Annotated in this window: 21 protein-coding genes; 16 read left to right on the top strand and 5 right to left on the bottom strand. The window is 65.5% G+C overall.

Going from position 1 to position 24,134, the window contains the following annotated elements; all coding sequences use genetic code 11:
* Positions 1–48 precede the first annotated feature (48 nt).
* The 10 genes from ABMY26_RS22720 to ABMY26_RS22675 all read left to right on the top strand — a co-directional run bounded on the left by ABMY26_RS22720 (position 49) and on the right by ABMY26_RS22675 (position 13,675).
* Positions 49–423 carry a hypothetical protein gene (locus tag ABMY26_RS22720; RefSeq protein ID WP_372396903.1) on the top strand — a complete coding sequence of 125 codons (375 nt, stop codon included), beginning with the start codon at positions 49–51 and terminating at the stop codon, positions 421–423.
* Positions 424–446: 23 nt separating this feature from the next.
* Positions 447–677 carry a hypothetical protein gene (locus ABMY26_RS22715; protein WP_372396902.1) on the top strand — a complete coding sequence of 77 codons (231 nt, stop codon included), beginning with the start codon at positions 447–449 and terminating at the stop codon, positions 675–677.
* Positions 678–707: 30 nt separating this feature from the next.
* A complete protein-coding gene (locus tag ABMY26_RS22710; RefSeq protein ID WP_372396901.1) occupies positions 708–7,355 on the top strand; it encodes a tape measure protein in 6,648 nt (2,215 codons plus the stop codon).
* Positions 7,352–8,929 carry a hypothetical protein gene (locus ABMY26_RS22705; RefSeq protein ID WP_372396900.1) on the top strand — a complete coding sequence of 526 codons (1,578 nt, stop codon included), beginning with the start codon at positions 7,352–7,354 and terminating at the stop codon, positions 8,927–8,929. The genes ABMY26_RS22710 and ABMY26_RS22705 overlap by 4 nt, the downstream gene beginning before the upstream one ends.
* A 3-nt stretch (positions 8,930–8,932) precedes the next feature.
* Positions 8,933–9,844, top strand: coding sequence for a hypothetical protein (locus ABMY26_RS22700; RefSeq protein ID WP_372396899.1), 912 nt, complete (start codon positions 8,933–8,935; stop codon positions 9,842–9,844).
* Positions 9,841–11,100, top strand: coding sequence for a hypothetical protein (locus tag ABMY26_RS22695; RefSeq protein ID WP_372396898.1), 1,260 nt, complete (start codon positions 9,841–9,843; stop codon positions 11,098–11,100). Before ABMY26_RS22700 ends, ABMY26_RS22695 begins: the two co-directional genes overlap by 4 nt.
* The gene (locus tag ABMY26_RS22690) at positions 11,097–11,828 is read left to right on the top strand and encodes a hypothetical protein (protein WP_372396897.1); all 732 of its coding nucleotides are present in this window, start codon (positions 11,097–11,099) and stop codon (positions 11,826–11,828) included. Before ABMY26_RS22695 ends, ABMY26_RS22690 begins: the two co-directional genes overlap by 4 nt.
* A gap of 11 nt (positions 11,829–11,839) precedes the next feature.
* Positions 11,840–12,598, top strand: coding sequence for a hypothetical protein (locus ABMY26_RS22685; RefSeq protein ID WP_372396896.1), 759 nt, complete (start codon positions 11,840–11,842; stop codon positions 12,596–12,598).
* A 70-nt stretch (positions 12,599–12,668) separates the two neighbouring features.
* Positions 12,669–13,430 carry a lysozyme gene (locus tag ABMY26_RS22680; protein ID WP_372396895.1) on the top strand — a complete coding sequence of 254 codons (762 nt, stop codon included), beginning with the start codon at positions 12,669–12,671 and terminating at the stop codon, positions 13,428–13,430.
* Positions 13,427–13,675, top strand: coding sequence for a hypothetical protein (locus ABMY26_RS22675; RefSeq protein ID WP_372396894.1), 249 nt, complete (start codon positions 13,427–13,429; stop codon positions 13,673–13,675). The genes ABMY26_RS22680 and ABMY26_RS22675 overlap by 4 nt, the downstream gene beginning before the upstream one ends.
* A gap of 209 nt (positions 13,676–13,884) precedes the next feature.
* Here ABMY26_RS22675 and ABMY26_RS22670 read toward each other — a convergent pair whose 3' ends face one another.
* The 5 genes from ABMY26_RS22670 to ABMY26_RS22650 form a co-directional block, all read right to left on the bottom strand.
* Positions 13,885–14,607, bottom strand: a complete 723-nt coding sequence (locus ABMY26_RS22670) for a hypothetical protein (protein WP_372396893.1) — start codon at positions 14,605–14,607, stop codon at positions 13,885–13,887.
* The gene (locus tag ABMY26_RS22665; RefSeq protein WP_372396892.1) at positions 14,604–17,615 is read right to left on the bottom strand and encodes a class I SAM-dependent DNA methyltransferase; all 3,012 of its coding nucleotides are present in this window, start codon (positions 17,613–17,615) and stop codon (positions 14,604–14,606) included. Before ABMY26_RS22665 ends, ABMY26_RS22670 begins: the two co-directional genes overlap by 4 nt.
* 27 nt (positions 17,616–17,642) lie before the next feature.
* Positions 17,643–17,882: an XRE family transcriptional regulator gene (locus ABMY26_RS22660; protein ID WP_372396891.1), complete on the bottom strand. Its 240-nt coding sequence runs from the start codon at positions 17,880–17,882 to the stop codon at positions 17,643–17,645.
* 229 nt (positions 17,883–18,111) lie between these two features.
* Positions 18,112–18,969, bottom strand: coding sequence for a DMT family transporter (locus tag ABMY26_RS22655; RefSeq protein WP_372396890.1), 858 nt, complete (start codon positions 18,967–18,969; stop codon positions 18,112–18,114).
* A gap of 185 nt (positions 18,970–19,154) precedes the next feature.
* On the bottom strand, positions 19,155–19,544 hold the full coding sequence (locus ABMY26_RS22650; protein ID WP_372396889.1) for a hypothetical protein: 390 nt from the start codon (positions 19,542–19,544) through the stop codon (positions 19,155–19,157).
* Positions 19,545–19,848: 304 nt separating this feature from the next.
* On the opposite strand from ABMY26_RS22650, the gene ABMY26_RS22645 reads away from it, so the two are divergent.
* The 6 genes from ABMY26_RS22645 (at position 19,849) to ABMY26_RS22620 (ending at position 24,052) form a co-directional block, all read left to right on the top strand.
* The gene (locus ABMY26_RS22645; protein ID WP_372396888.1) at positions 19,849–20,193 is read left to right on the top strand and encodes a ribbon-helix-helix domain-containing protein; all 345 of its coding nucleotides are present in this window, start codon (positions 19,849–19,851) and stop codon (positions 20,191–20,193) included.
* 281 nt (positions 20,194–20,474) lie between these two features.
* Entirely contained in the window at positions 20,475–21,374 is a 900-nt protein-coding gene (locus ABMY26_RS22640; RefSeq protein ID WP_372396887.1) for a DMT family transporter, read from the top strand.
* A gap of 348 nt (positions 21,375–21,722) precedes the next feature.
* The gene (locus ABMY26_RS22635) at positions 21,723–22,739 is read left to right on the top strand and encodes a helix-turn-helix transcriptional regulator (protein ID WP_372396886.1); all 1,017 of its coding nucleotides are present in this window, start codon (positions 21,723–21,725) and stop codon (positions 22,737–22,739) included.
* A gap of 16 nt (positions 22,740–22,755) precedes the next feature.
* Positions 22,756–23,193 carry a hypothetical protein gene (locus ABMY26_RS22630; protein WP_372396885.1) on the top strand — a complete coding sequence of 146 codons (438 nt, stop codon included), beginning with the start codon at positions 22,756–22,758 and terminating at the stop codon, positions 23,191–23,193.
* A gap of 80 nt (positions 23,194–23,273) precedes the next feature.
* Complete coding sequence (locus tag ABMY26_RS22625; RefSeq protein ID WP_372396884.1) at positions 23,274–23,729, top strand: hypothetical protein; 456 nt, start codon at positions 23,274–23,276, stop codon at positions 23,727–23,729.
* Positions 23,723–24,052 (top strand): LuxR C-terminal-related transcriptional regulator, encoded by a 330-nt coding sequence (locus ABMY26_RS22620; RefSeq protein WP_372396883.1) that lies wholly within the window; start codon positions 23,723–23,725, stop codon positions 24,050–24,052. Before ABMY26_RS22625 ends, ABMY26_RS22620 begins: the two co-directional genes overlap by 7 nt.
* The last annotated feature ends 82 nt before the right edge of the window (positions 24,053–24,134 follow it).

The raw sequence follows: 24,134 nt of genomic DNA, 5'->3' as shown, positions 1-24,134 counted from the left end.
GCCCGTCCTGGCTGCCGGCACCTTCCCCGTCCATAGCGAGATCCAGCCATGACCGCCCCCAGCACGGCGCCGCGCTTCGCGCACGGCGTGATGACCATCCATCTCGACGGCGACGACGTCGAGCTGTTCGCCAACGTCCGCGCGTCGCGCACCATCTGCCGCCTCTATGGCGGGTTGAACCAGGCCTTCACCAACACCAACGCCTTCGACTTCGACACGCTGGTCAACGTCGTCAGCGCTGCCGCCGGCCGGGTCGGCAAGGCGGCCGAGGCCACCGCCGAGGCGATCTTCGCCGAAGGCGTCATCACGGTGGCGCCGCAGGTGCTGCTGTATCTCAACTTCCTTGCCGGCGGCGGCAAGGCGCCCAAGTCGGAAAGCGTGAAGGCGGACGGCGAGGCCGCCCCGTCGGGGGAAGCCGGCTGACCTTCCCGGAGTATGTGGACCGGATGTTCGCATACGCCACGGGGTGGCTCGGATGGTCGCGCAGCGAGGCGCTGGGCGCCCCGTTCCCCGACATCCAGCTCGCCCTGGACGGGAAGGTCGATTTCCTCGCCGCCACCACCCCCGGGGCCAGGCGCAGGACGCGCCGCAAGCCCAAGGACGTGGCGGAGCTGAAGGATCGGGCGCGGGCCGTGTTCGGCCTGAAGCGCCCGGAACAGGGCATGGGCGCCGGGTGACCGGCGCCCTTTTCGTTTCCGGAGACCGGCATGGCTGATTTCCCCGGCATGATGGTGCCGGTCGGTGCGGACGACAGCGGCCTGCGGCGGGTGCTGTCGCAGGCCGAGGCCCGCGTCGACCAGTTCGCCGGCCGCGTCGATGGCTCCGTGCGCCGGGCCTCCTCCAGCTTCGACCTGCTGGGCAGTGCCGCCGGCCGTGTCGCCGGGGTGGTCGCCGGCATCGGGCTGGCGCAGGGGGCCGGCGAGGCGATCCGTGCCGCAGACGCGTGGTCGCTCGCCGCCTCCAAGATCGCCCTCTATGCCGGTGCCGGCGACAAGGCCGCCGCCGTCCAGGAGCAGCTGTTCCAGGCCGCCCAGCGCGCCCGCTCGGCGCTGGAGCCGACGGTCGGGCTCTATACCTCGCTGGCCGATGCAGCCCTCACCATGGGCAAGTCGCAGGGTGAGGTGATCCGGCTGACCGAGACCATCTCCAAGACCTTCCGCATCTCCGGCACCGAGGCCGGCACCGCCGCCGGCGCCCTGGTGCAGCTGTCGCAGGCGATGGGCAGCGGCGTGCTGCGCGGCGACGAGTTCAATTCGGTGATGGAGGCCTCGCCCCGGCTGGCCAAGGCGCTCGCCGACGGGCTGGGGGTGCCGCGCGCCGCGCTGAAGTCGCTGGCCGAACAGGGGGCGCTGACCGCCGACAAGGTGGTGACCGCGCTGCTGCGCCAGAGCACCGCCATCGACGGCGAGTTCGGCCGCATCGCCACCAGCGTAAGCGACAGCCTGACCGTGCTGGCCAACGCCGCCCAGCGCCAGATCGGCCAGCTGAACCAGGCGACCGGCACCACGGCGGCGCTGTCGCGCGGCCTGCTGGCGGTGGCCGACAATTTCGACACGCTGGCCGCCGGTGCGCTGACCGCAGCCACGGCGCTGGGCGCGGTCTATGCCGCCCGCGGGCTGGCGCCGGCGATCGGCGCCGGGGCGCAGTTCGTCGCGTCCCAGGTGGCGCTGCGCAAAGAGCTGGTGAGCAACACCGGCCACCTGCTGCAGAAGGAGGCGGCGTTGCGCGCCGGCGCCGCCGCGTCGGTCGAGGCGGCAACCGCCGACGTCGCCGCGGCGCAGGCCGCCCAGGCCAAGGCCCGCGCCGACCTCGCCGCCCGCGCCACGCAGTATGAGGCGGCGCTTGCGCTGGACGGCGCCATCGGCCGCACCGCGCGCCTGGTGCAGGCCGAGGAGGCGCTGATCGTCGCCCGCAACGCCCGGGCGGCGGCCGACCTGCGCGTCACCGAGACCACGGCGGCGCTGACCATGGCGACGGGCGCCCAGGCCTCCGCCATCGCCGGTACCGGCGTCGCCGCCACGGTGGCGGCGCGCGGCATGGCCCTGCTGTCCGGCGCCATGGCCCTGGTCGGCGGTCCGGTCGGTGCCGCCCTGCTGGCCGGCGCCGCGGCGGTGGCCATCTTCGCCACCCGCACCACGGTGGCCGAAGAGGCGGCCAGCAGCTTCGAGCATGCGCAGCGCGCAGCGCAGGATGCGGTGAAGGACGCCGCCGGCGACGTCGAGCGGCTGGCCCGCGAGTATGGCCGGCTGTCCGATGCCATGCGGGCGGTGACCCGGATCAAGCTGGACGAAGCGCTCGCCGAACAGGCCAAGGCGATCGCCGCCCAGCGCGCCGCCGCGTCGGCCGCGGTCTATGGTGCCGACTCGCTGGCCCGGCCGGTGTCGGGCAACTGGAACGTCTCGACCGACAGCGCCAGCTCGGCCCGCGTCTACGAGACGATGGGTCTGGCCGCCGACCAGGTCGACCGGCTGCGAACGGCGTTCGCCGCTTTTCACTCGGCCGCGGCCGACGATCCCGACGCCATCGCCACCCTGGTGCGGGTGCTGGACGAGGTCGGCCGCACCGCCGGCGCCGCCGGCCGGCCGCTGCAGGAGCTGGCGCAGCGGCTGGCCGATCCGGCAACCAAGGCCGAAGCCGCCTCCCGGACGGCGAAGGAGCTGGCCGCCCGGCTGGCGCTGCTGAACGACCCGGCCAACGAGGCGGCCAGGGCGGTGCTCGCCGCCGGCCAGACCGCCGACGGTGCCGCCTCGCGTTTCGCCGGGCTGGGCTCGGCGGTGGGTGGCGTGGCGTCCAAGCTGGCCGAGCTGCAGGGAAAGAGCTGGACCCTGTCGCTGCCGGACGGGCTGGAGCGCCGGGTCGGCGAGATGGTCGGCCCGCCGCCGGAGGCCAAGACGCCGGTGGTGACCGGCCTGCAGGACCGCAGCCGCTCTTCCGACGACACCGCCTATCAGGGCTGGGACACCCAGCGCAGCGTCGCCCGCACGGTCCTGCAGAATCGTGTGATTCCGGCGGAAGCGGCGGAAGCGGTGCGGCTGCTGAAGTTGGAGGCCGACGCCACCGAAAAGCTGTCAAAGGCTCGCGCATCTGCCGAGCCTTGGGGCATCAAGGTCGCGGAGGTCGACGTCGAGGTCGCCAAGCGGCTGCGCGAGGGCCTCGATCCGACGAAAGAGTCGGCCGTCCGCACCCAGCTGCTGCGCAAGGCCCGGGCCGAGTTCAGCGGCGATGTGGGCGCGCAGGTCACCCAGATCAATCTCGACGTCGCCGCGCAGCAGCGCCTGACCGCTGCCGCCGGCAAGGGCGAGGCCGCCCAGCGCGCCGCCGCTTCGGCCAACCGGGTGGCGGCGGCCGGGCTGAAGGGCTACGGCGACGCGGCGGCATCGGCTGAAGCCCGCCTCGAGGCGCTGACTGTCCAGCAGCTGCGCAAGGACGCCGACCAGCCGATCCAGGACCGCATCCGCGCGGCCACGGCGCTGGTGGCCGCCTATGAACAGGGTCCGAAGGCGGTGGAGGCGGCCGAGGTCGCCGAACAGGCCCACACGCTGGCGCTGAAGGAGGGCGAGGACGGAACCCAGGCCTACAACGAGGCCAAGGCCCATTACATCGAACTGCTGACCCGGGCGCAGCAGCTGGAGTCGGCGGCAGCGGCCGGGCCGCTGCTGCAGCGGCAGCGCGACCAGCTGGAGCTGGGACAGCAGCAGCTGGCCTTGATGGGCGCGTCGGCCGAGCAGCGCGCGGTGGAGCTGGCCCGCACCCAGGCGCTGATCGACCTGCGCGAGCACAACATCGACGCCGCCAGCCGGGAGGGGGAGGCCTATCTGGCCAACGCCGAAGCCCTCGCCCGGCAGACTTTGGCGCTGGAGCGCACCAGCGCCGCCTATCAGGAGCTGGAGCAGTTCGGGGACCGCAGCTTCGACGCCATCCTGCAGAAGCTGTCCGCCGCCGGCAAATCGACGATGTCGTGGGCCGACGCGATCGCCACCGTCAGCGTCGAGCTGCAGCAACTCGCGCTGAAGATGGCCGTCATCAACCCGGTCAAGAACGCGGTGCTGGGCACCAACCTGCCCACCCTGTTCGACCTGGGCGGCGGCAACGGCGGGCAAACGGGACAGGGTGGCGGGCTGGCGGGCAGCCTGACCAACACCGCCTTGTCGAAGGGGGCCGGCTGGGCGGCGGACAAGCTGGGGCTGACCAGCGGCCTCGACAGCATCATGAACACCCCGCTGTGGGGCTCGGCCGTCTCGATGTCGTCGGTCGGCGGCGGTGCCACCGTCATCGGCACGGCAAACCCGATCATCGGCGCGTCCACCGGAGCGATCCAGGCCGGCAGCCTGAACGCGGCCAACGGCATCGTGAACGCCGGCAACACCGCGGCGCTGAACGCGTCCTACAGCGGCACCGCCAGCGGCGCGGCCGGCACGGCGGGCGGCACGCTGAGCGGCGTTCTGGGGGCCGCCGGCGCCGGCGCCTTCGGTGGCGGCCTGGTCGGCGGCGCGCTCGGCACCGCGACCAACAGCAAGGCGGTGGGCGGCCTGTCCGGCGCGGCGGCCGGGGCCGGGTCGGCCTATCTCGCGTCGATCATGGGGCTGTCCTCGTTGGGCGGTCCGATCGGCATCGCGATCGGCGCCGTGGTCGGCGCGATCATGGGCATGGTCGGCACCCAGAAGGCGAGCGTCGGGCCGAACGCGTCGGGCAACGTCGTCATCGACGGCAAGGGTGGGTTCCGCACCGACACCGCGCTCGCCGACAACGGCGCCGACGCCGGCCAGATGCAGCAGGTCACCGACGCCGTCGCCACCGCCATGAACACGGTGGTGGCCGGTGTCGGCGGCAAACTGACCGGCGGCGACGGGCTGAACACCGGCCTGCTGCAGTTCTTCGCCAAGGACAACAAATGGTACGTCACGCCGCAGCAGGGCGAGAACGCCGGCAAGCGGGCGTCGTTCGGGTCGCAGGACGAGGCGATCCAGTATTACATGCGCGAAAGCCTGAAGGGGCTGATCGGCACCGGCCAGCTGACCGGCCTCAATGACGACACCAGGAAGGCGCTGGCCACGTCCAAGGCGACGACCGCCGAAGGGCTGGCCACCGACCTGGGCTTTGCCGCCGGTTTCCGCCAGCAGCTCGACCTGATGAACGCCAGCCTGGATCCGACCAACAACCAGATCAAGGCCTTCACCGAAGCGGCCAAGGCGATTGGCGACCAGGTCAGGACAAACATCACCGATTGGCGCGACAAGGCCAGCGAACTGGGTTTGGCCACCGAGTCGGAGCTGACCGGCGCCGCCCGTAAGGGCATCGAGGCGATGATGGGGCTCGGCCCGGCGACCAAGCCGCTGGTCGGCATGGCCGCCGCCACCAGGCAGGCGGAAATCGAGTTCGAACAGTTCCGGCCGGCCCTGCTGGCGCTGGGCTACACCACCGGCGAGGTGGCCGAACTGGCAACGCGCTACACCAGGCGCCTGCAGGACAGCTACGCCGACGCGGTGGCCTATGTGCAGCGGCAAGGCGCCGTCGCCATCGAGGCCCTGATCGACCCGACCGCCAGGACCGGCGCGCTCGACCGGCTGCAGGGGCTGGGGCTTGACCGCACCGACGCGGCGGTGACCGCCCTCGCCGCTGTCATCGAGGGGGTGGAGAAGGCGGCGTCCAGCGGCGTACTGACGATCGAGGCCGAGCGGGCGGCGCTGGGCCGGCTGAACAGTGCGCTGTACGACGGCACCATTTCCGGAGACCAGTACACCGGCATGGTGGGCATGCTCACCCAGGCGTGGCAGGACAGTGCCGACGCGGCCCAGGCGGCGGCCGAGAAGGCCAAGGCGCTTGCCTCCTACCAGGCCGACATCGCCGGCCGCATGCATGCGGCGGTCGGCAACAGCCGCGGCGCCGGGCTGATCGCGCTCGACGCCCAGCAGGCGACGGCCCTCGCTGAAGCCGCCGCGGCCGGCTACGACACCACCCAGCTGCGCCTGGTGCAGGCGGCCGAGCGGGCCGCCCAGGCCTTCCAACTCGCCCAGCAGGACCTGCTGGACGCCTACGATCGGGAGATCGCCGCCAAACAGGAGGTGGTCGACTCCATCCAGTCCGGCGCTATCGCCCTGTTGCAGGCCGCCCAGCAGTTCAAGGACGCCCGGGCGGCGCTGCGCGAAGGCGACGACTCGCCGCTGGCGCCGCGCCGCAAGATCGAGGAGGCGACCGGCCGCTTCGACGCCGCCTATGCGGTGCTGAAGGACGCCGGTTCCACCGATGCCGACAGGGAGACCGCGCGCCAGACCCTGCTGCAGCTCGGCCCGACCCTGGTGGCGCTGGAGAAGGCGGCCAGCGGCGGCACCGCGTCGGCGCTGTTCGACAAGGTGGACGCGGTCTTTGCCGAGCTGGGCGACACCAGCGGGCTGAGCCTCGACACCGCCACCAAGGACCTGCAGGTGGCGCAGGACCAGCTGAAGGAGCTGCAACGCGCCCGGGCCGAGGCCGCGGCGATCGGACAGCGCCAGCTGGGCAGCCTGTCCGGCCTGCGCGACGTACTGGACCAGAGCAACGCCGTCTGGCAGGCGGCGCTGACGCCGCTGCTGCAGCTTACCGGCACAGCAGACAGTCGGATGCATTACAGCGCGCCGGTGGCGGTGCAGACGGCATGGGATGGCCTGTCGGCCGAGCAGCAGCACGGCATCGCCCGCGCCATGGGCTGGGGCGGGGACATCGACGAGGCCTTCAACCTGTGGCTGGCCAGCTCGACCCAGCGCGCCGCCACCTTCGGCGCCGACGTCACCGCCATCGCCGGCGGGGCGCGCTACGGCGCTCCCGACGACGTCGGCCGGGCGTGGGAGGCGCTGACCCAGGCGCAACGGCTCGCCGCGGTGCGGGGTGCCGGCTATGACGGCGGGCTCGATGCCGGGCTGAATGCCTGGGTGCAGCTCGGCCACCGGGCCGCCTTCGAGGCGAATGTGCTGGCACAGGCGCATGGTGCCGGCATCCCGGGCTTTGCCACTGGCGGCATTTCCCACGGTCCGCAACTGGCATGGGTGTCGGAAGGCGCCCACACCGCCGAGGCCCATGTGCCGCTGCCCGACGGCCGGCGCATCCCGGTGGCCCTCGACCTGCGGCTGCCCGGCAGCGACCCGATGCCGCCGGCGCCGATGGTTTCCTTCCGCCGTCCTGAGCTCGATGCCGGCGCCGCCGGCGTCGCCGAGCTGCTGTCGGCGGTCGAAGGCCTGCGCGACGAGGTCCGCGCGCTCGGCCGCGACGCCCTGACCCAGCGTGCCCGCATCGGTGCCGATGCCGCCGCCCTGCTGGCCCGCGTCGAGGCTGCCACCGGCGACTTGCCCCGCAAACTCGCCAACACCCGGAGGGCCGCATGATGAAGGTGCGTCTTGTCGACCTGACCCTGTTCCACCGCCCCAGCGGTCACCGCCACCGGCTGCCGCTGGCCACCTTCCCCGGCTACCAGTCGGGCCCGGCCGACGATCCGCCCAACATCACCTGGCTGCCGCTGGTGACCGCCGGCGCCGATGCGTCGGTGTCGATCGGCAGCCTGGGCGCGGCGGACGGGCAAGCCGAGCTGCGGATTGGCGATCTGGTGCTGCGCAACGAGGCCACCCGCAATCCGGCGCAGCGCTTTCCCACCCTGCAGGACCTCGACACCGGCGCCTGGCTGCGCGTCGCCCTCGATGACCGGCCGCTCAACCTGCTGCTGACCGGCGACTATGTCATCCAGTCGGTGACCGAGCGGGAGATCGAGGACGGGGCGCCGCTGGCCGAGGCGGTGACCATCTGGACCGCCCGGGTTGGCCAGCCCAAGCCCAAGCGCACCGAGATCGCCCTGCCGATCTACGACCAGCGCCTCGACTACGACACGCCGATCCAGGTTGACCGCTACAAGGGCACCGGCGGCTACGAGGGGCCGGCCGAGCTGAAGGACACGCTGAAGGAGCTGCCGCTCGGGCACTGCCCGATGGCGCAGCCGACCTATCTGGGCATCATCGACGGCTTCCACCGCTGGTCCGTCGGTGGCGGCAAGCCGGTTCAGGACGTGCCGCGCGGCTGGTCATCCGGTGTCGGGGTGGCCAAGCAAAGCGGCACCACGCCGGCGGACAACGCGCACTTCACGGTCGACCTCGCCAGCGGGATCATCACCACCACGGTGAAATACGCCGATTTCCGCGTCGAGGTGCTGGGCCGGAAATTCGCCGGCGTTTACCGCCGCTATATCGGCGAGCTGATCGCCGCCCTGGCCACCGGCGCCGGGCTGGCCAGCACGGTGGACAGCGCCGGCATGGACGCTGTGCCGCGCACGGTGGGGCTGTTCCTCGCCGCCGGCGACGGCACCACCCATGCCGCCGCCTATGCCAAATTCGTCGGTAGCGTTCCGCGCGGCGGCTGGTATGTCGGCACTGCCGGCCAGCTGGTGGTGACCCGCGTTCCCCGTCCCACCGTCGCGGCGGCGGTGCGCGCCTACAGCAGCGCCGCCGGCACCACCACGGGCCTGCAATATGTCGAGGGTCAGCACAACCCGCCGGCCAAACAGGTGGTGCTGCGCTGCGCCCACAACCCCAGCCCGTACAGCAGCGCCGCCACCGACGCCACCGCGGCCGACGCCACCCGCTGGACGCAGGAATGGATCGAGGTGCCGTCCGCGGTGGACGACGAGATCGCCGCGGCCTGGGGCAGCACGGCCAAGGTGGCCACCATCGAAACCGCCCTGACCTTCAGCACCGACGCGGCGGCGGAGCTGCCGGCCTGGGTGGCCGAGCTGTCGGCACCGCCGACCCTCTACGAGCTGCCGGCGCTGGACGGGGCGCCCGGCGTCTGGATCGGCGACACCGTGACGGTGGAGGACGACATCGCCGGCTTTGCCGACGGGGCGCCGGTGGTGGTCTATGGCCGGACCATCGCCGACCGCGCCGGCGGCGCCACCCTCTACGTGGCGCGGTGAGCCATGGCCACCGGACTGCTGGCCCATATCAACGAGCTGTCGGAACAGGACTGCGACGTCACCGGCCAAGCTGGCGGCTGGGCGGCAACGGCGCCGCTCGATGCGCTGAAGACGCTGCCGCTGGTGGACGCCGCGGTGTCCACCCGGATCGGCACCCGCGACGAGCCGGTGGTGCTGGAGATGGAGTGGCCGCGGCCGATCGACCTGACCTATGCCGGCCTCTACCGCACCAACCTGTGGAAGACCGGCCGTATCCGGCTGGAGGCGTTCAAGACCAGCGCCCGGACCTCGCTGGCCTTCACCACCCAATCCGCCGGCGGCATCGACCGGCTGGTGCTGCCCGGGCTCTACGACCCGAAGACCCTGCGCTTCGGCGGCGAGAACACCGTGCTGGGCCAGCTCGGCGCCCGGGAGTTCCTGCGCTACCCGACGAACATCCATGTGACGATGCCGCTGTGCAGCGCGCAGGTGCTGCGCTGGACGCTCTACGGCCCGGCCTACCGGGTGACCGGCAGCCGCTACGCCACCACCGAACCGGCCTACCGCATCGGCCATGGCTGGGCCGGCGACAGCCTGGCGATCGACCGCCATGCCGGCGCGTCGGCGGAAGGCTACCGCCGCGGCGGCAAGGCGACCGAGCTGGCCGGCGGCGGGGTGGCGGTGGAGCCCGGCCGCGGCCGGCGCACCGCCACGCTCGATCGCACGGTGAACGAGGCCGGGGACCGCGACCGGCTGTTCGACCTGGTCGCCTTCCTCGACGCCGACCGGCCGGCGGTGTGGCTGCCCGACACCGACAGCCCCTTCGACTGCTTCCGCTATGGCGGGCTGTTCCAGGTCATCGAGGACTTCTCCCACAAGTACCTGAACGACCTGCACAGCGCCGCGACGATTTCCCTTGGTGAGGTGACGACATGACGATGCTGGCGGCCATGCTGGCGGCGGCGCAACGCCTGCTGGGCTACTACAACGGCGACGAGAAGACGGCGCAGAACCCGGGCGGCCTCACCGGGGTCGGCGGCATGGCCGACAATTGGGATCCCTGCATCCAGGACATCGGCACGGTGGCAAACGGGGTGGGTGAGATCGCTGGGGCCATGGCCGCGGCGCAGTCGGTCGTCGTGCTGAAATGGGACGCCGCCACCCTGGTGGCCGCCCCGGCAGCCGGCACGCTGCGCGCCACCACCGCCGCCCCGGCAGTGGGCAGCTACAGCCTGCTGGTGTCGGTCACCGACGCTGCCGGGACCGGTATCGGCGACATGCTGACCGACCTGGGCGCCAGCAGTTCGGCAGCCAAGGCGCGGGCGCGGCTGGTGAAGGTGGGCGATGCCGGCAAGTATCTCGACCTGCAGGTGACCGGCGTGTCCGGCTCGGGTGCCTATAGGACGGTGGCGGTTGCCTGCATCGGCGGCCCGGGCGGCTTTGCCGCCGGCGATACCGTGGCAATCGGTTGGACGCGGACCGGCGACAAGGGCGATGTGGGTGGCGCCAGCCTGCCCCCGGGATCGGTGGCGGCGCCAGGATTGGCGGTGATGGGGGACAGCAACACCGGCATCGCCCAGGTCGGCGGGGCGGACACGCTGTCGGCGGTGGTTGCTGCGATAGAGTCGATGCGGTGGGTTCCTGGGGCCGTCCACCTGAACCCCGGCCGCGCCGCTTACAACCCTGCGATCTGGCTGATGGGTCCGAGCGCAGGTGAGGATTACTCGGTCCAGCGGGATGCGGCGACCGGGTATCTGGTCCTCAACGGTTTGCAGACAGCCGCCAGCGGCTACAGCATCCGTGTCAACAACGGCACCGAACGGCTGCGCATCCCGAACACAGGCCCGATCGAGCTTGAGGCGACGAAGTTCCGCGGCCCGGCGACGGCGAAGCAGGGGGCAATCGCTTACGCTGCAACCCTGACGCTGGATTTCGCGACCTATCAGGACTTCGCCGTCGGCGACCTGACCGGCCCGTTGACGCTGGCCAATCCGTCCACATACCCGGTCGGGCAGCGCGGTGAAATCCTGCTGCATGAGGACGCGACCGGCGGCCGGACGGTCAGTTTCGGCGCCAACTGGATCAAGATGGGCAACGGCACCGTCAATACCGCCGCCGGCAAGTACAGCGTGATCACTTACTGGATCGTCTCCAGTAGCGTCATCATCTACAGCATCGCCGGAGGGGCATGATGGCCGTATTCGGGACCATGCGAATGGGAGCTGGTAAAGCCTGCGCCATTGATCCGGCTGCCGGGTCGCGCACATTCTTCCTACGCGCCGACGGCGTGCCGGGCACACAGCCGGTAACGGATGATTTGGGCAACCCGCTGACCTACTACGGGTCCATCGGGCTGAGTGCCGTCGTGCCGCAGAAATGGCCCGACTATCAATCCACCATGCGGACAGAGCAAAGCGGCCGCATAGTGATGCCGACGGCCAAATGGGACCTGGGTATCGGTGGCGCACCCTTCTCTATTCTGATGCGCTTGGCGATCTTCGGCTCCGTTGGGCCTGCCGCAGGCGTGGTGTTGCAGAATGGCGCGGGTGCAGGTTCGTGGGGTGCCGGTGGCATTCAGAACCACATCTGGTGTCCCTCTCCGGCCCTCAAGTGGGAATTTTTTGGAACGGGGAGTCCAACGGTAATGACAATGCCGGCGACGTCGGGCTCCTGGAATGACCATGCTTTCCGCGAGTTGCTGATCACTTACGACGGCACGACAACCAGGGGCTATTGCCAAGGGGTACAAGTCGCCAGTGTCACCGGGGCTTATACGAAGGTCGCGGGGACGACTGCATGCGTGGGGTCTGATGTCGCCGGAGGCCAGTCCCTGTACATGGCATTCAACGACCTGAGTGTATACGGCGCCTGCATCACCACCGCCTCCAGCTACACCCTTCCCACTCTCCCGCCCTGCTGAGGATCGCGGCCATGCAACGTCCCGCAATCATCATCTATCCGGACGGCTCCAGGTCCGTGTTCCACTCGCCGGCCGGCTTCCCCTGCGAAACCCGCGTCACCGTCCAGCGGCCGGTCCAGGGCGACGACCCGGACGCGCCGCCTGAAATGGTCGAGGAGGAGGAGGTGCAAGTCATCGCCCACCCGCCGGAGGCCTGGACGCTGTGGGCGGCCGACGATTGGGCAGCCATGTGCCCGGGCCTGACCGTTCGGCCGGTCGTCGACCCCGGCCCGCCAGCGACGGCCGGCAAGCGCGCAGTCCGCCGGCCGGTCGAAGCATGGGAGATCGGCGACGAGGCGGCCACCGTCACCTATGAACAGGTGGACCTGACGCCAGCCGAGATCGAGGCGCAAGCTGCCACCGCACGCCGCGTCAAGGCCCGGGCCATCGATGCCGAGCGGGACCGCCGGCTCGGGCTGGGGGCATTGCATGCCGGCAAGCGCTTCAGCATGGCCGACGGCAGCCGCACCGACCTGGGCGGCATGGCGACCACGGCGGGGCTGGTGCTGTCGGGTGCGCTGCCAACCTGGCCCGAAAGCTATGCCCAAGGCTGGATCGCCATCGACAACACCCGCCTGCCGCTGCCCGGTCCCGCCGACGGCATCGCCCTGGCCGCCGCGGTGGGGATCGCCTATTCCGCCATCGTCCAGCACGCCCGCGACCTGAAGGACGCGGCGCAGGCCTCCGACGATCCCGCCACGGTCGACGAGCTTTCCGGCTGGCCCGGATAGGCCGCGACAACACTCCAACCCCGACCGACCCGGCGCCCGCGAGGCGCCTTTTTCATGCCCGGAGGATCCCATGCGCGCCATTCCGCAAGCCGCCGTCGACCTGGTGAAGGAGGCCGAGGGCCTGCGCCTCACCGCCTACCCCGATCCCGCCACCGGCGGCGCTCCCTGGACGATCGGTTACGGCCACACCGGCCCGGACGTCCGTCCCGGCCTGCGCATCGCCCAGGCGCAGGCCGAGGAGCTGCTGCAGGCCGACCTGGGTGAGGCCGCGGCGATCGTCGACCGCGCCGTCACCGTGGAGCTGACCGACAACCAGTTCGGGGCGCTGGTGTCCTTCGTCTTCAATGTCGGCGCCGGCCGGAAGGCCAAGGGCCGGGATGCCGGCAAGGACGGGTTCGTCACGCTGAAGACCGGCCAGCCCTCCACGATGCTGCGCAAGCTGAACCTTGGTGACGTCGCCGGCGCCGCGGCCGAGTTCGCCAAATGGACCCGGGGCGGCGGCAAGGTGATGGCCGGCCTTGTGAAGCGCCGGGCGGCCGAGGCGTCGCTGTTCCTGTCGGACGGGACGCACCCGGTCGGCCGGGGTGCCGAGCCGGCGCCGGCGATGAAGCCGATGACCCGGTCGGTCAGCGCCGTCAGCGGCGGCGGGGCGCTCGGCCTCGCCGGTATCGCGGTGCTGCTGGACCAGGCGCGTGACGTCTCGACCGCCATCAAGGAACTGCTGCAGGCCCTGCCGTCGGGGGCGCTGGGCTGGACGGTGGCCGCCCTGCTGGGGCTGGCGGTGGCGGTGATGCTGGTCAGGCGCTGGGACGACCGGCGCAAGGCGGCATGATGCTGGCCTTTCTTGCCACGGGCTGGGGCCGGGCCGCGGCCGGCCTGATCCTCGCCGGCGCCGTGCTGGCGGGGATTGCCGCCTATGGCGCGCTTCAGCGCCAGGCCGGGCGGCAGGACGCCGCCATCGCGTCGACCACACAGGCACTCCGGAACGCAGAGGTGCGCCATGGGATTGAGGATGATCTGCGCCGGCATCCTGCTGGCGCTGCTGACCGGCTGCGCGACCAGTGGAGCAGGGACTGAAGGGGGGTGCGCCGCCTTCCGCCCGATCTACACAAGCCGGGCCGATGTGTTCACCGATCGCACGGCCGAGCAGCTGCTGGCGCACAATCTGACCGGTGCCCGGCTATGCGGGTGGCGATCGATCGCAAAAGATAGCTGAAACAAACTGAAGTCAATTCGGATCGATTAGCACGAAAACAGATAGTAGAAGCAATTTGAGTTATTGCTCATTAGGGCAGCGCGACTATTGTTGCGTCAACCCAGAGGTGCCAGAGATTAATGGATCCCGGGGCGTTCGCAGGCGGGGTCATGTGAGTGTAGACAAAAGACCTGCTATGCCGTGACTTTGCTGTGTCGCATGGGTCTAGCGTATATGAGGTTTTGAGATCTTCGACTGCATAGATCGTCTTCTGTGTTGGCAGCGATAAATACGGCTCCAAGCGGGTTGCAATAGTGGAGCCATCGCGCACATAGGCGATCATGAACGCTTCACGACTACCCCAGCTATATTCGCCGTTGAGAAACCGTCGTATGCCTTCGCTGCAATAGAGGTTTTCTCCCTTGGAAGCGTCGATGATTTTAGCTTCAGCAGTTAGTGGGAACCGGCGCGTTCTGGCCGTAAGATTAATTGTGAGATCCGGGCGTTTATGCAAATGGGAGCCGTCAAAGTTCAAGCTTTCTTGACCTCGTCCGACAGATGCCACGAGTTGACCCCAAAGTGGGTCATCATCAATCATGGCGTTAAGGCGCGATTGCAACTTGGTTGTGAGTTCATCTTCGTTTCCCGTCGAAATTTCATTTGGCCAATCATGGCGAACATCCTTAAAGGCCTGAACCACCCCGTCAGCTATAACAGAAAGGAGGAAATCATCGATCGGTGGCAGCGGTAAGTCGAGCCCACGCGTCAGTTCGGCGATTTGGTCTGGACGGGGTAATAGTGCCGTCGATGTCATTTCTGAAATAGCCCTTTCAAGAAATCAAGGCGTGACCAGATAATATGCTGAGCTAATAAACGCGCCTGAGTTTTAGTCCAGTAGCGTTTCTGGGCCAGACGCACAACAAGGAGTGCACCGCTATTATCCTCCACCATCATTTCACTTGAGGCAGTAGCATCGGCCATGGCCAGCAGCCCATCCCAATCCTGTTCGGCGTCGGCGCTCGGCACTTTGTGACCAGAATACAAAATAAATCCGAGCCAGGGGGAGGTCGGACGGTTAGCCACCATGCTCACCCTGATTTCCGACCTGAAGCGCTTAGCCCAGGGCGTAAGCTCGTTCTGGAGCAGTGCACAGAAATCCGCCGTAGTGGTCTGGTCCGGCCTAGCCTGGGCCGCACTTCGTGTCTCGGCGAAGGGGAGATTGAAGGCAAGCGTATCGGAAATGATCTGCAAATCGATAGGACCGAGGCCGTACAGTTCCGCGACCCAGCGGTCAACATCGTCCCAGCTCCTTTCGGAGCGGCGCAACCCCTCAAAGAGTGTAGTAATCTCATCCAAATTGCCGGGCGTCAGATCACGGAAGTCTGGCAATGGAATACGATCAAGCGCGGCCTTCTCGATAACCTCGCGTTCAAACCCAAACTCACCGCTTGTGATGAGTGCTAGCCATAGAGTGAACTTGCTGCCAAGTACGAGCGCGAGGTAGCGGACTAGCAAGTCAGCCCCCTCGAACTTCCCAGGAGCATAGCCGTAGAAGCTTTCGTTATAAGCAACGGGCTTATCAGAGATCCCGACACGGATCCGGCAATACTCTGCAGGCGGTGATTTGTGTACAATCGTAATTGGAGCATCAAACAGACGCGGATCACGAGGATCGTGAATCCGGTCACGAGAAAAAGGATCGAGTTGATCTGTATCGATCAAAATATTCTTCAAGGAATCGACGGTAACATCTGGCAGTTGGTGCAAATAACGCGCATCGGCACCCGGCTTGCCATCACCATTTTTCCTAATTCGACTGCTTTCTCGAAGACCCTGATACCCCTGTCCAGACCCTAACATACGGCCCCGTTCAGATGTACCAATTGCATCTCGCCAGAACATCTCAAGCGAGGGGAATCCTTTTGTCCTAATGCGCTCAATCAACCCTAGATCCGCTCTAGTTCCGCGGAACAAAATTTTGAGGATGTCCGGCGTTTCGATCAACTGCTGCGTTGCAATGATCTCTGCTGAGTGAGCATCAATGCGCATGGCGCCAGATGCATTGAGTGAGTTTTCGAGTCGAGGACTGATCAGGCGGAAACCAGCGCCCACCTCTGGCTTACGGTTAGTTGCGATCAACAAGCAGAAAGGCGCATCGATCTCTGGCCAGACCTTAGTCTGCCGGAGCTCGACGCCATTAATAATCGAGGTCACATCAAGGGCTTGGAAGAGCGCTTGCCGTGCTTCGATCATGCCGTCCCCTTGCTGGAAAAGCAGACGAGCATGGAGTGCAAGGGCAATCTGACCGCCTGGTTTTGCCCATTCCATTGCGCGCCAAACGAATGGAAGGTCGAGCACTTCATTGGGAAGCGGCGGCGCTATTTTTGTGCCGACGCGATTACTGGCAATGCGGCTGACCGTCGTCACCACCATTGACCAATTTGACAGCTTTGTACCCGCTGGCCAAGGTGGGTTGCCAACAACTATGTCATACTGTCCATTATGATGATCACCGACCAAAGGCCCAAGACTGCCGAGTCCTGCGCCAGGTTCATTCGTGTTTGTTTCAACGCGATGCAGCACGCTGCCGCGAAGATCATTGAAACGAAGTTTATCAACGGGCTGAGGTTCAGGATCGAGTTCAATTGAAATTAAGTAAAGCGCAAGGGCTGCGAAACGAAGCGCCTCCTCGTTGATGTCGAAGCCCGTAATTTGGTTGTAGAGAATATCGCGCAATTGCTGCGTTCCCGGCCGCTTACCGTCTGCACGCCATCGAGCGGCGACCAATTCTCTGAACGCAGTAAGCAGAAATACGCCCGCGCCAGCCGCCGGATCAAGAATACGCGCACTGACGCTGGTTCCGCTACGTTCCAGCGCACGGAATGATGCGCGTACGAGCAAGTCGGCAATGGGACGGGGGGTATAATATCCACCTTCTCGTTGCTGTTTGTCTGGAGCATGACTGCGCAGATACAATTCATACGCTTGGCTTAGAACCCCAACTGGAATGTGCGCAAAGTCGAGTTGATCCCAGCGTTCCTCCCAACCGAGAAATAACTGGCCACCCATGGCGCGAGCCATGATGTTGCCAAGGATATGATATGCCTCAGTTGGTAAGCGGTCGAAAAGATCGTCCGATAGTGGCAGAAGCTCGCCGTTGAACGTCCCATCAAGCCAAACGCATGTTGCGCGTGCGTTATCGCTATTGTCGAAAAGAGCAGCTGACACCCTGGGTGCGGACATGTCTGCTGGAAGCAGATCACGATCCCCAAGAAAGCGAGCAAAAAGGGCGCGACCAACTAACGATATGGCGTCTCCGTGTGCAAGTTCTAATCCGATCAGACGATCAATCGCGTCAGTAAGCAGATTGAGCACAACATTGGAAATCCAGCCCTGCTTCGTTCTAGTGGCTTTCGGGCGGCGATTGGCTAAATCGGGAAATAGATCCTTGGCTGATTGAGTTGATCGGTCGAGAGTAACTCTCGCCTTGGAAGGTGTCTTGCGGTCAAGCGCAATGGTATAAACGTCAAGCCGACCAGGGGCGACGATACCGAGATAGGGGGCATCGCCCCGCATTGCTAGCAGGCGCCGTAGCACATGGATATTCATGTCGCTGCCGATCTGTTCAGCATCGACGAGGAAAATGAGCGGCGCTTCTTGCCATTCGTAGACAGCGCCAACGACTCCTAAAATAGAATTGTTGTCGCGACGTGCGTTGACAAGCGTGGCATAGGGGAGCAACTCCGGTCCATCGGAATCGAGCGCATGCAGCCCCTGCCGATCGGCGCCGAAATCTTCAAGTAGCGCTAACCAGTTAGTCATGGCTGGGCTCTTTTGAGACCTGCATGCTCACGATTGCAGATCCATACTTGTCTGACGATCACCACCAAAATGGCCGCGATGCGTGGCGCCACGGGGTTTCTTCGTCGGTGCAACTTTTGAGATTGCTGTCCGATAGTCGATCCCATGCACCGCCATTTCAGCAACAAGGACAGCCACGAGAGCAATGTGTTGCGGCAACACTCCCCGCGCGGCGTAATTTGTAATTGAATTAGGGTTCATGCCAATAAGTTCAGCGAAGCTACGCACACTGAGTCCCGCTCGCTCTAGCTCGATAAGGAATTCAGTGTATGGCACCGCACCGTCACTCCCAACACAGTGTTTGATGTGGTGTAACACATCAAACGATGGTGCGGAAGGCAGATGCTGAGGGCAGGCAAGCTTCCGATAGGTGGTAAATCCAACTGGGTCAGCGAATTGAGTCCAACGCAGGTTCCGCGTTACCAGATCGTGATGCCGTTCCATTCTGCCAAAGTGTTCACGCGTGAACACTTTGGGCGCGTGTGACCGCATAGGTGGCTGAGACAATGACCAGGGCGCCGATCACCGTTTGCCATGTGGGCACCTTTCCCCACATCAGGTAATCCAGGCCGGCGGCCAGCGGGATCTCCAAGAAGCTGAGCGGAGCCACGATGGTGGCTGGGGCATGGCGGTAGGCTTGTGCAGTGCAGTACAGGGCCGCCGCGCCAAACAGGCCGATGCTCAGAAGCCCAATCATTTCCGCCTCGGAGGGCGGCACCCACACCGCGGCGGCCGGCGCGGCCAGCAGGATCGTGGAAAGCAGGGCATAGAGCGCAACGATAAGGCTGCTGGGGTTCGTCGCAGTTAGCCGGCGAACTGCCAGTTGCGATCCGGCGGAGGTAATGGCCGCTGCAGTGATGGCCAGCACGCCCAGAAGTTGGTCCGGCAGCGCAAGGGCAGGGGAGACAGCCAAAAGCACCCCGGCGAAACCGGCAATGGTTGCAAGCCACAGGCGCGGGCTTGTCCGTTCGCCCAGCGTCATGCGGGCCAGCGGGATCATCACGAGGATTCGTGAGTAGAGAATCACGCTGACGAGGGCCAGCGGCATACTGGTGGAAAGGGCGTAGACGCTGCACAGCAACGCGATGGTACCGAGCCCAGCCCGTAGACCATGGATCCAGGGGGCCCGGATTGATCGCCATGCCTTCAGCGCTCGCCATGTCACCGCCAACAGTGCCAGAGCTGCGGCACCCCGAACGAAGGCAATTTCCAGCGGGGGAAGTGTGGCGCCCAGCAGCTTCATCAGAGTGGAAAGGCCTTGGAAGGTGATGGAGGAGGCAAGCGCCCAGAGCACCGCTCGTGCGATGCTCCCCATCTCCCCGACTCGGCTTCTGATGCCAACAAGTGCCGCGCGCATTAACGTCCCCCCTATACCACTGGAGTGAACCTTAGCGGCCAGCAGTGATCAATTCCAGCAGCGTCAGCTTGGCCTGCATCCGCAGCCGGCTGTTTGGGAGGCTGTTTGGGAACCTTGGCAGAAATCGCTGATATTCGGCGGATTTACGCCACCCTTCTCTTATTCAATTTCAACACCTTAGCGGTTCCTCTCAAGTCTGGGGGTCTGAGGGTCGCAGGTTCGAATCCTGTCGCTCCGACCATCTCCGAAGGGAGCGGAAAAGCCTTGGAACCTAACGGTTCCAAGGCTTTTTCTTTGCCTGCACCATCGGGTGCCGATTCGTCATCTATCGGTGCCGCATGGAACTCTTGTGTGTAAGCCGAACCGGTTCCCACACGCAGCGACGCCATGGTTGCTCCCTCGACGGTCTGACGTGCGGCGGCCTCTGCGATACGCAGATAGCGCCGCGTCGTCTCATAGCTCTTGTGCCGGCCGAGCTGCCGGCAGGCCGCCACTATGACAACCACCTCGGGGCGGAACGCCTCGTCGACCATCCGGGCCTTCTCTGCCGGCGTGTAACTCCGCCGCGGTTCCGTCCCCGTCAGAACCTCGACCCGCTGATAAGCCATGATATTTGCAACTGGTTTGCGTCCGAGCGATGACGCGCCACGCAAAGCTCAGACGTCGGGCCCTATGTTGCACAGGCGGCCCTCAGTGGAGATGTCCAATCTATCGGTCAATCCACCATTTGTGGCGGATGCGACAGGCAGTCGCAGGCTCCCCGTTCAAGGGAGTGAACAACTTCACAGACCTATCCCGATGGCCTGCATACGACGATATGTGTCAAGTGCAGGAGAAATGTCGATGATCTGCCGGAACCTGAGGGTCAATGGACGTCGCACCAGCGTGCGGATGGAACAGAGTTATTGGGAGGCGCTGGAGGATGTCGCGCGGAGGCGCGGGGTTTCAGTGGTTGCGTTGGCAGCGGAGGTGGACTTGGCACGCGGTGGCGGTTCCCTGACCGACGGGTTGCGCTTGACTGCGCTGAGCTATTTCCGCGGCTTGGTCAACCAGCTTGACCAGTACGGCCTGCTACGTGCGGTGGTCGAGGAGAGCAGGCCGCGTCTGAGGTTTCGCTGCTCGAAGCGACGGAACACCGATCAAGCGTCGCCTGTCATGCCGGAACATACGACTTTGCAGTAACCGGTCGGGAGCCGAGTTGACGGCTTCGTCTGGCGATCGGATTCACGCTTCGAATCGATGCCGATTTTATGTGATCCGATCCGACTGCCATCGGTTCCTCGCAAACTTCGTGCGTTCTCCTTAAAGCCGCCACTAGATTGGCCATTGCTGCCGGGCGGGCTGGTACTCCGCAATTGCACGGGCGTCCCCAGCTCTGGTCCAGCTTCTGGATGAACGATGGCCTTCGTCGACCGATGCGGCCCGCCGATCTACCGGACAACAAGATCGTAAGGAATACGACCGTGGGAACCGTGACCAAGGGTGCCTTGTGGACGTTGGCGTCCGCCCTCAGCTTCATGGCGGCCAATCTCCTCATCAAGCATCTCTCCACGAAGCTCCCCGCCCTGGAGATGGCCCTGTTCCGCTCTGCTGGCGGAATCATCCTGGCTGTGGTGGCATGGCGGGCCTTCCTGCATCTGCGCCGGCTCCAGGACCCCAAGGGACACCTGATCCGGGCCGCGGTGGGTGCGGTGTCGCTGATGGCCCTGGTCCATGCCTACAGTTCGTCCGCGCTCCCGGTCGCCCTGGTGACGGCCTTCATGTACACGCGGGTCCTGCTGGTCATCCCGATGCAGCGCGTGTTCCTGGGCGAGGGCGCGGACCGCCGGGTGTGGGTGGCCGCCGGCATCGGCATCTTCGGCGCACTGGTGGCGCTCTGGCCCCGCCTGATGTCGATCGGCACTCCGCATTGGGACTGGTCTGTCGCCTCTCTGGCGGTCGCCGCCTTCGCCGGGGCCGGCAGTCAGATCGCCATGCGTCGGCTCGCCAGGACGAACCCGGCCTCCGTGGTGGTTGCGGTTGCCGCAATCCTGGTCAGTGCCATCGTGGCGGTGCCGGCTTCCGCTGTCATGGTGGAGCCGCCGGTTGGCGATCTGCCCTGGCTGGTTGGGATCGGCCTGCTGTCGGCCTGTGCGCAATGGTCGACTGTCCGCGGCTACAAGCACGCCAGCCCGGCCGTGTTGATGCCAGTTACCCTGATCGATGTGCCGGTGGCGCTGGCGGCCGGCTATCTGTTGTTCGGCGAGGTGCCGGGCCTCAACGCGGCGGTTGGTGCGGTCGTCATCATCGCGGCGGCGGCCTATGTCACTTCGATGACGGACAGGGGCCCGAGTCGCATCCGAGTCGGGAGGTGTATCGGATAGATTGTTGCGTAGTTACCATTTCCAAAGAAATTGAGTAATTCTCTGCATATCGTTGTATGGCGCCGTCACCGCATGGACGCAAGGTGGAAAAATATGGAAGAACCTCATCCTCCGGGATGCGAAACGGCTCTATTATCTCTTTTTCGTTGATTTACAAGAGCTTACTCTTTCTGGCCGGCTGATGACGGCCCTTGCCGTGCCACGTTGGCCGGCGCATCCAACCCATGTGGGTTGTGCCAATCTCTCAGGCTGCTTGCTATGATCCTATATACGCCACAACCTGCGAAATTTAGTTACGTCATGCACGCTCCGCCCCTGTGTTGGGATATGCCTGAACCCTTCGTCGAGATGGCCGTGATCGCCTCTCGCTATAATGCGATCATGACGGTCTATGATGAAGAAGACAGGCTGGTCTATGCAAATAAGGCGGTGCGTAACCTCTATACTTTCTTTGATTTCTCGGCCCCACAAACATTCGAGACTATGATCCGAAGCTCCTTGGAGCATAGTGAGAAGGCTCGTGCTGGAAGACCAGGGAATCACGATGATATTATTGCATATGTTAATATGCAGCGGCTTAATAGCCGATTAGAATTTTTGAGAGAGTATCCTGCAAAATTAATTTGTTCGCATATACGGCTTCCAAACGGTGAAAATGCGCAGCTTCGTATTGATCCATCGACTGTAGGTCTGGATAATTACTTTGTAAATCCGTCGTCGTCATTCAGCCTGATGGAAACAATCAGAAGAGGGGAAGACGCGGCGCAAAAGGCGGCTGCGCTCGACTGCCTATCTTTTGGGGTTGCGATTGTGGGGGTGGACCGAAAGGTTCGTCACAGCAACGCGGCCATGACTGACCAGCTTAGAAGACAGGACGGCATTACGCTTGACGATCTCGGCCGTTTTGTGACCACCGCACACCAAGGCGCCGCTGAATTGGCGCGCCTCATCGTTCTCGGCTGCGTGGGTAAGCTCCCGCACGCAACCATGACACTCAGTATTCGAGGGAGTGTCCCTGGCCACGTTCATTCTCTTTCGGTGTCGTCGGGCGCCCAAGATTCCAACACGGCTGTAGTCATATTGGCCCCCGCGCGTGTTGACGTGGCTTCCGTTTCCAGTGTGTTGCGTCGTGACTATGGTTTGACGCAAGCAGAATCCGAAATGGCCGCCATGATTGGCAACGGTATGACAAATGAAGAAATAACGAGAGAAACGGGACGATCTCTAGATACTGGCAGAGGTCATATCAAGTCCATTATTCGCAAGGTTTCAGGGGAAATCGCTACAAGCAACCAGACCGGTATTTCGCGATGGGCTGCTGTCTTGTGGGCGATCACCGGAGCCGCCCGGTCGCGCGGCGTTTGAGAAGGAGAAGTTACGTATGAACATCGATACGGAAGCAGTAACGGCGCTCAACCTCGACGTTATCGTCTCGGACCTGGTCCGCGATGGTTTGGAGCAGAGCGAGGCTGTCCGTGCGACCAGGATGTATCGTCAGTTTCTGGAGACGATCGCCGCTCACCCGGACGTTACTCTGGTTCCGTCCAAGCTGATCGACAAGGCGTGGCACGCTCACATGTCCCGACCGCGCAAGTATTACGACGACTGCATGGCCGCCTTCGGGGACATCATCGACCATCAGCCGGACGTCTACGGCACGACGAACTATGAAGCAGCCTATGCGATAACCCGCTCACTGGTTCCCTATGACATGCCGGCCGACTACCGTGCGGTTAGCGAAATGGCAGGAGCCGCATGCTGGCGTCGGCCTCAGGAGCCCGGTGAAGGATCGGAAGACCCGCTGACCTTGGCCGCTTGACCGGTAAGCGCCCGCCTGCGCCAACAGGCGGGCGCTCCGTCCGGAGAACCGAACTGATCACCGAGCCGTAGGAAGCGAAGATGATCAACCATGAGCATACTGCCGCAGTCGGCGGGAGCAAGGGCAAGCGCATGCCCGACGCACAATTGCCGTATATCGATCATTTGTCCGTCGATCAGCTTCGGCAGCGGGCGGCCGATGATCGTAGCGACGCGCTGGAAATGATCGACCGCGCCTCCGCAGGCCGGATCTCCATGCTGTTGGAGGACGCCGAGCGGTGCGAGACGCGAGCGACCCTGCTCGAACAACGCTGCGGCGACTCCATTGCCGCCGGCCTGGACGGGCTGACCCTGGATGGCCTGACCATCGAAAACGCCATCGAGCAGTTGGTGCGCGCGGCGCGCGGGCGGATGGTCGGCGAGCAGCCCGGCCATCCGGCGTCGCCTATCACAGGCATTCAGGCCGACATCCTGCACGACGCCGATCACGGCGCCGCCGTCCGGTCCCTGACGTCCATGGCGGTGAGGCGATGCTGATGTCCTGCATCGAGCCGACCTCGCCGTCTGCCAGCTCGGTCGGTACGGCGCTGAAGGCAGAGGTTTGTTCGTCCCATTCCCGCGGACAGGACATGGTCGCGCGCCTCACGCAGCTGACGGCGCGCGAGGTTGACGTGCTGGTGCGTCTGGTCGCCGGCAAGAGTTCAAAGGTCATCGGCCTCGATCTCGGCATCAGCTTCAAGACCGTGGAATGCCATCGTGCCCGCATCATGGAGAAGCTGGGATGTTCCGGCCTCTTCGAACTCGGCCGCGCGTGGGAGGCCGCCGTCTGGAGCAGCCGAGAGAGGAAGGCGATGCGGTAGCGGCCGGTCACCGAACTGCAAGCCCACCATGGCCCGAATTTGGCCTGGAGTTTTCGGCGGCGCTTTCATGTCCAGCGAGCGG

The organism is Azospirillum sp. HJ39 (assembly GCF_041507355.1).
Lineage (GTDB): Bacteria > Pseudomonadota > Alphaproteobacteria > Azospirillales > Azospirillaceae > Azospirillum > Azospirillum thiophilum.
This window is presented reverse-complemented; position numbering and strand designations above follow the sequence as displayed.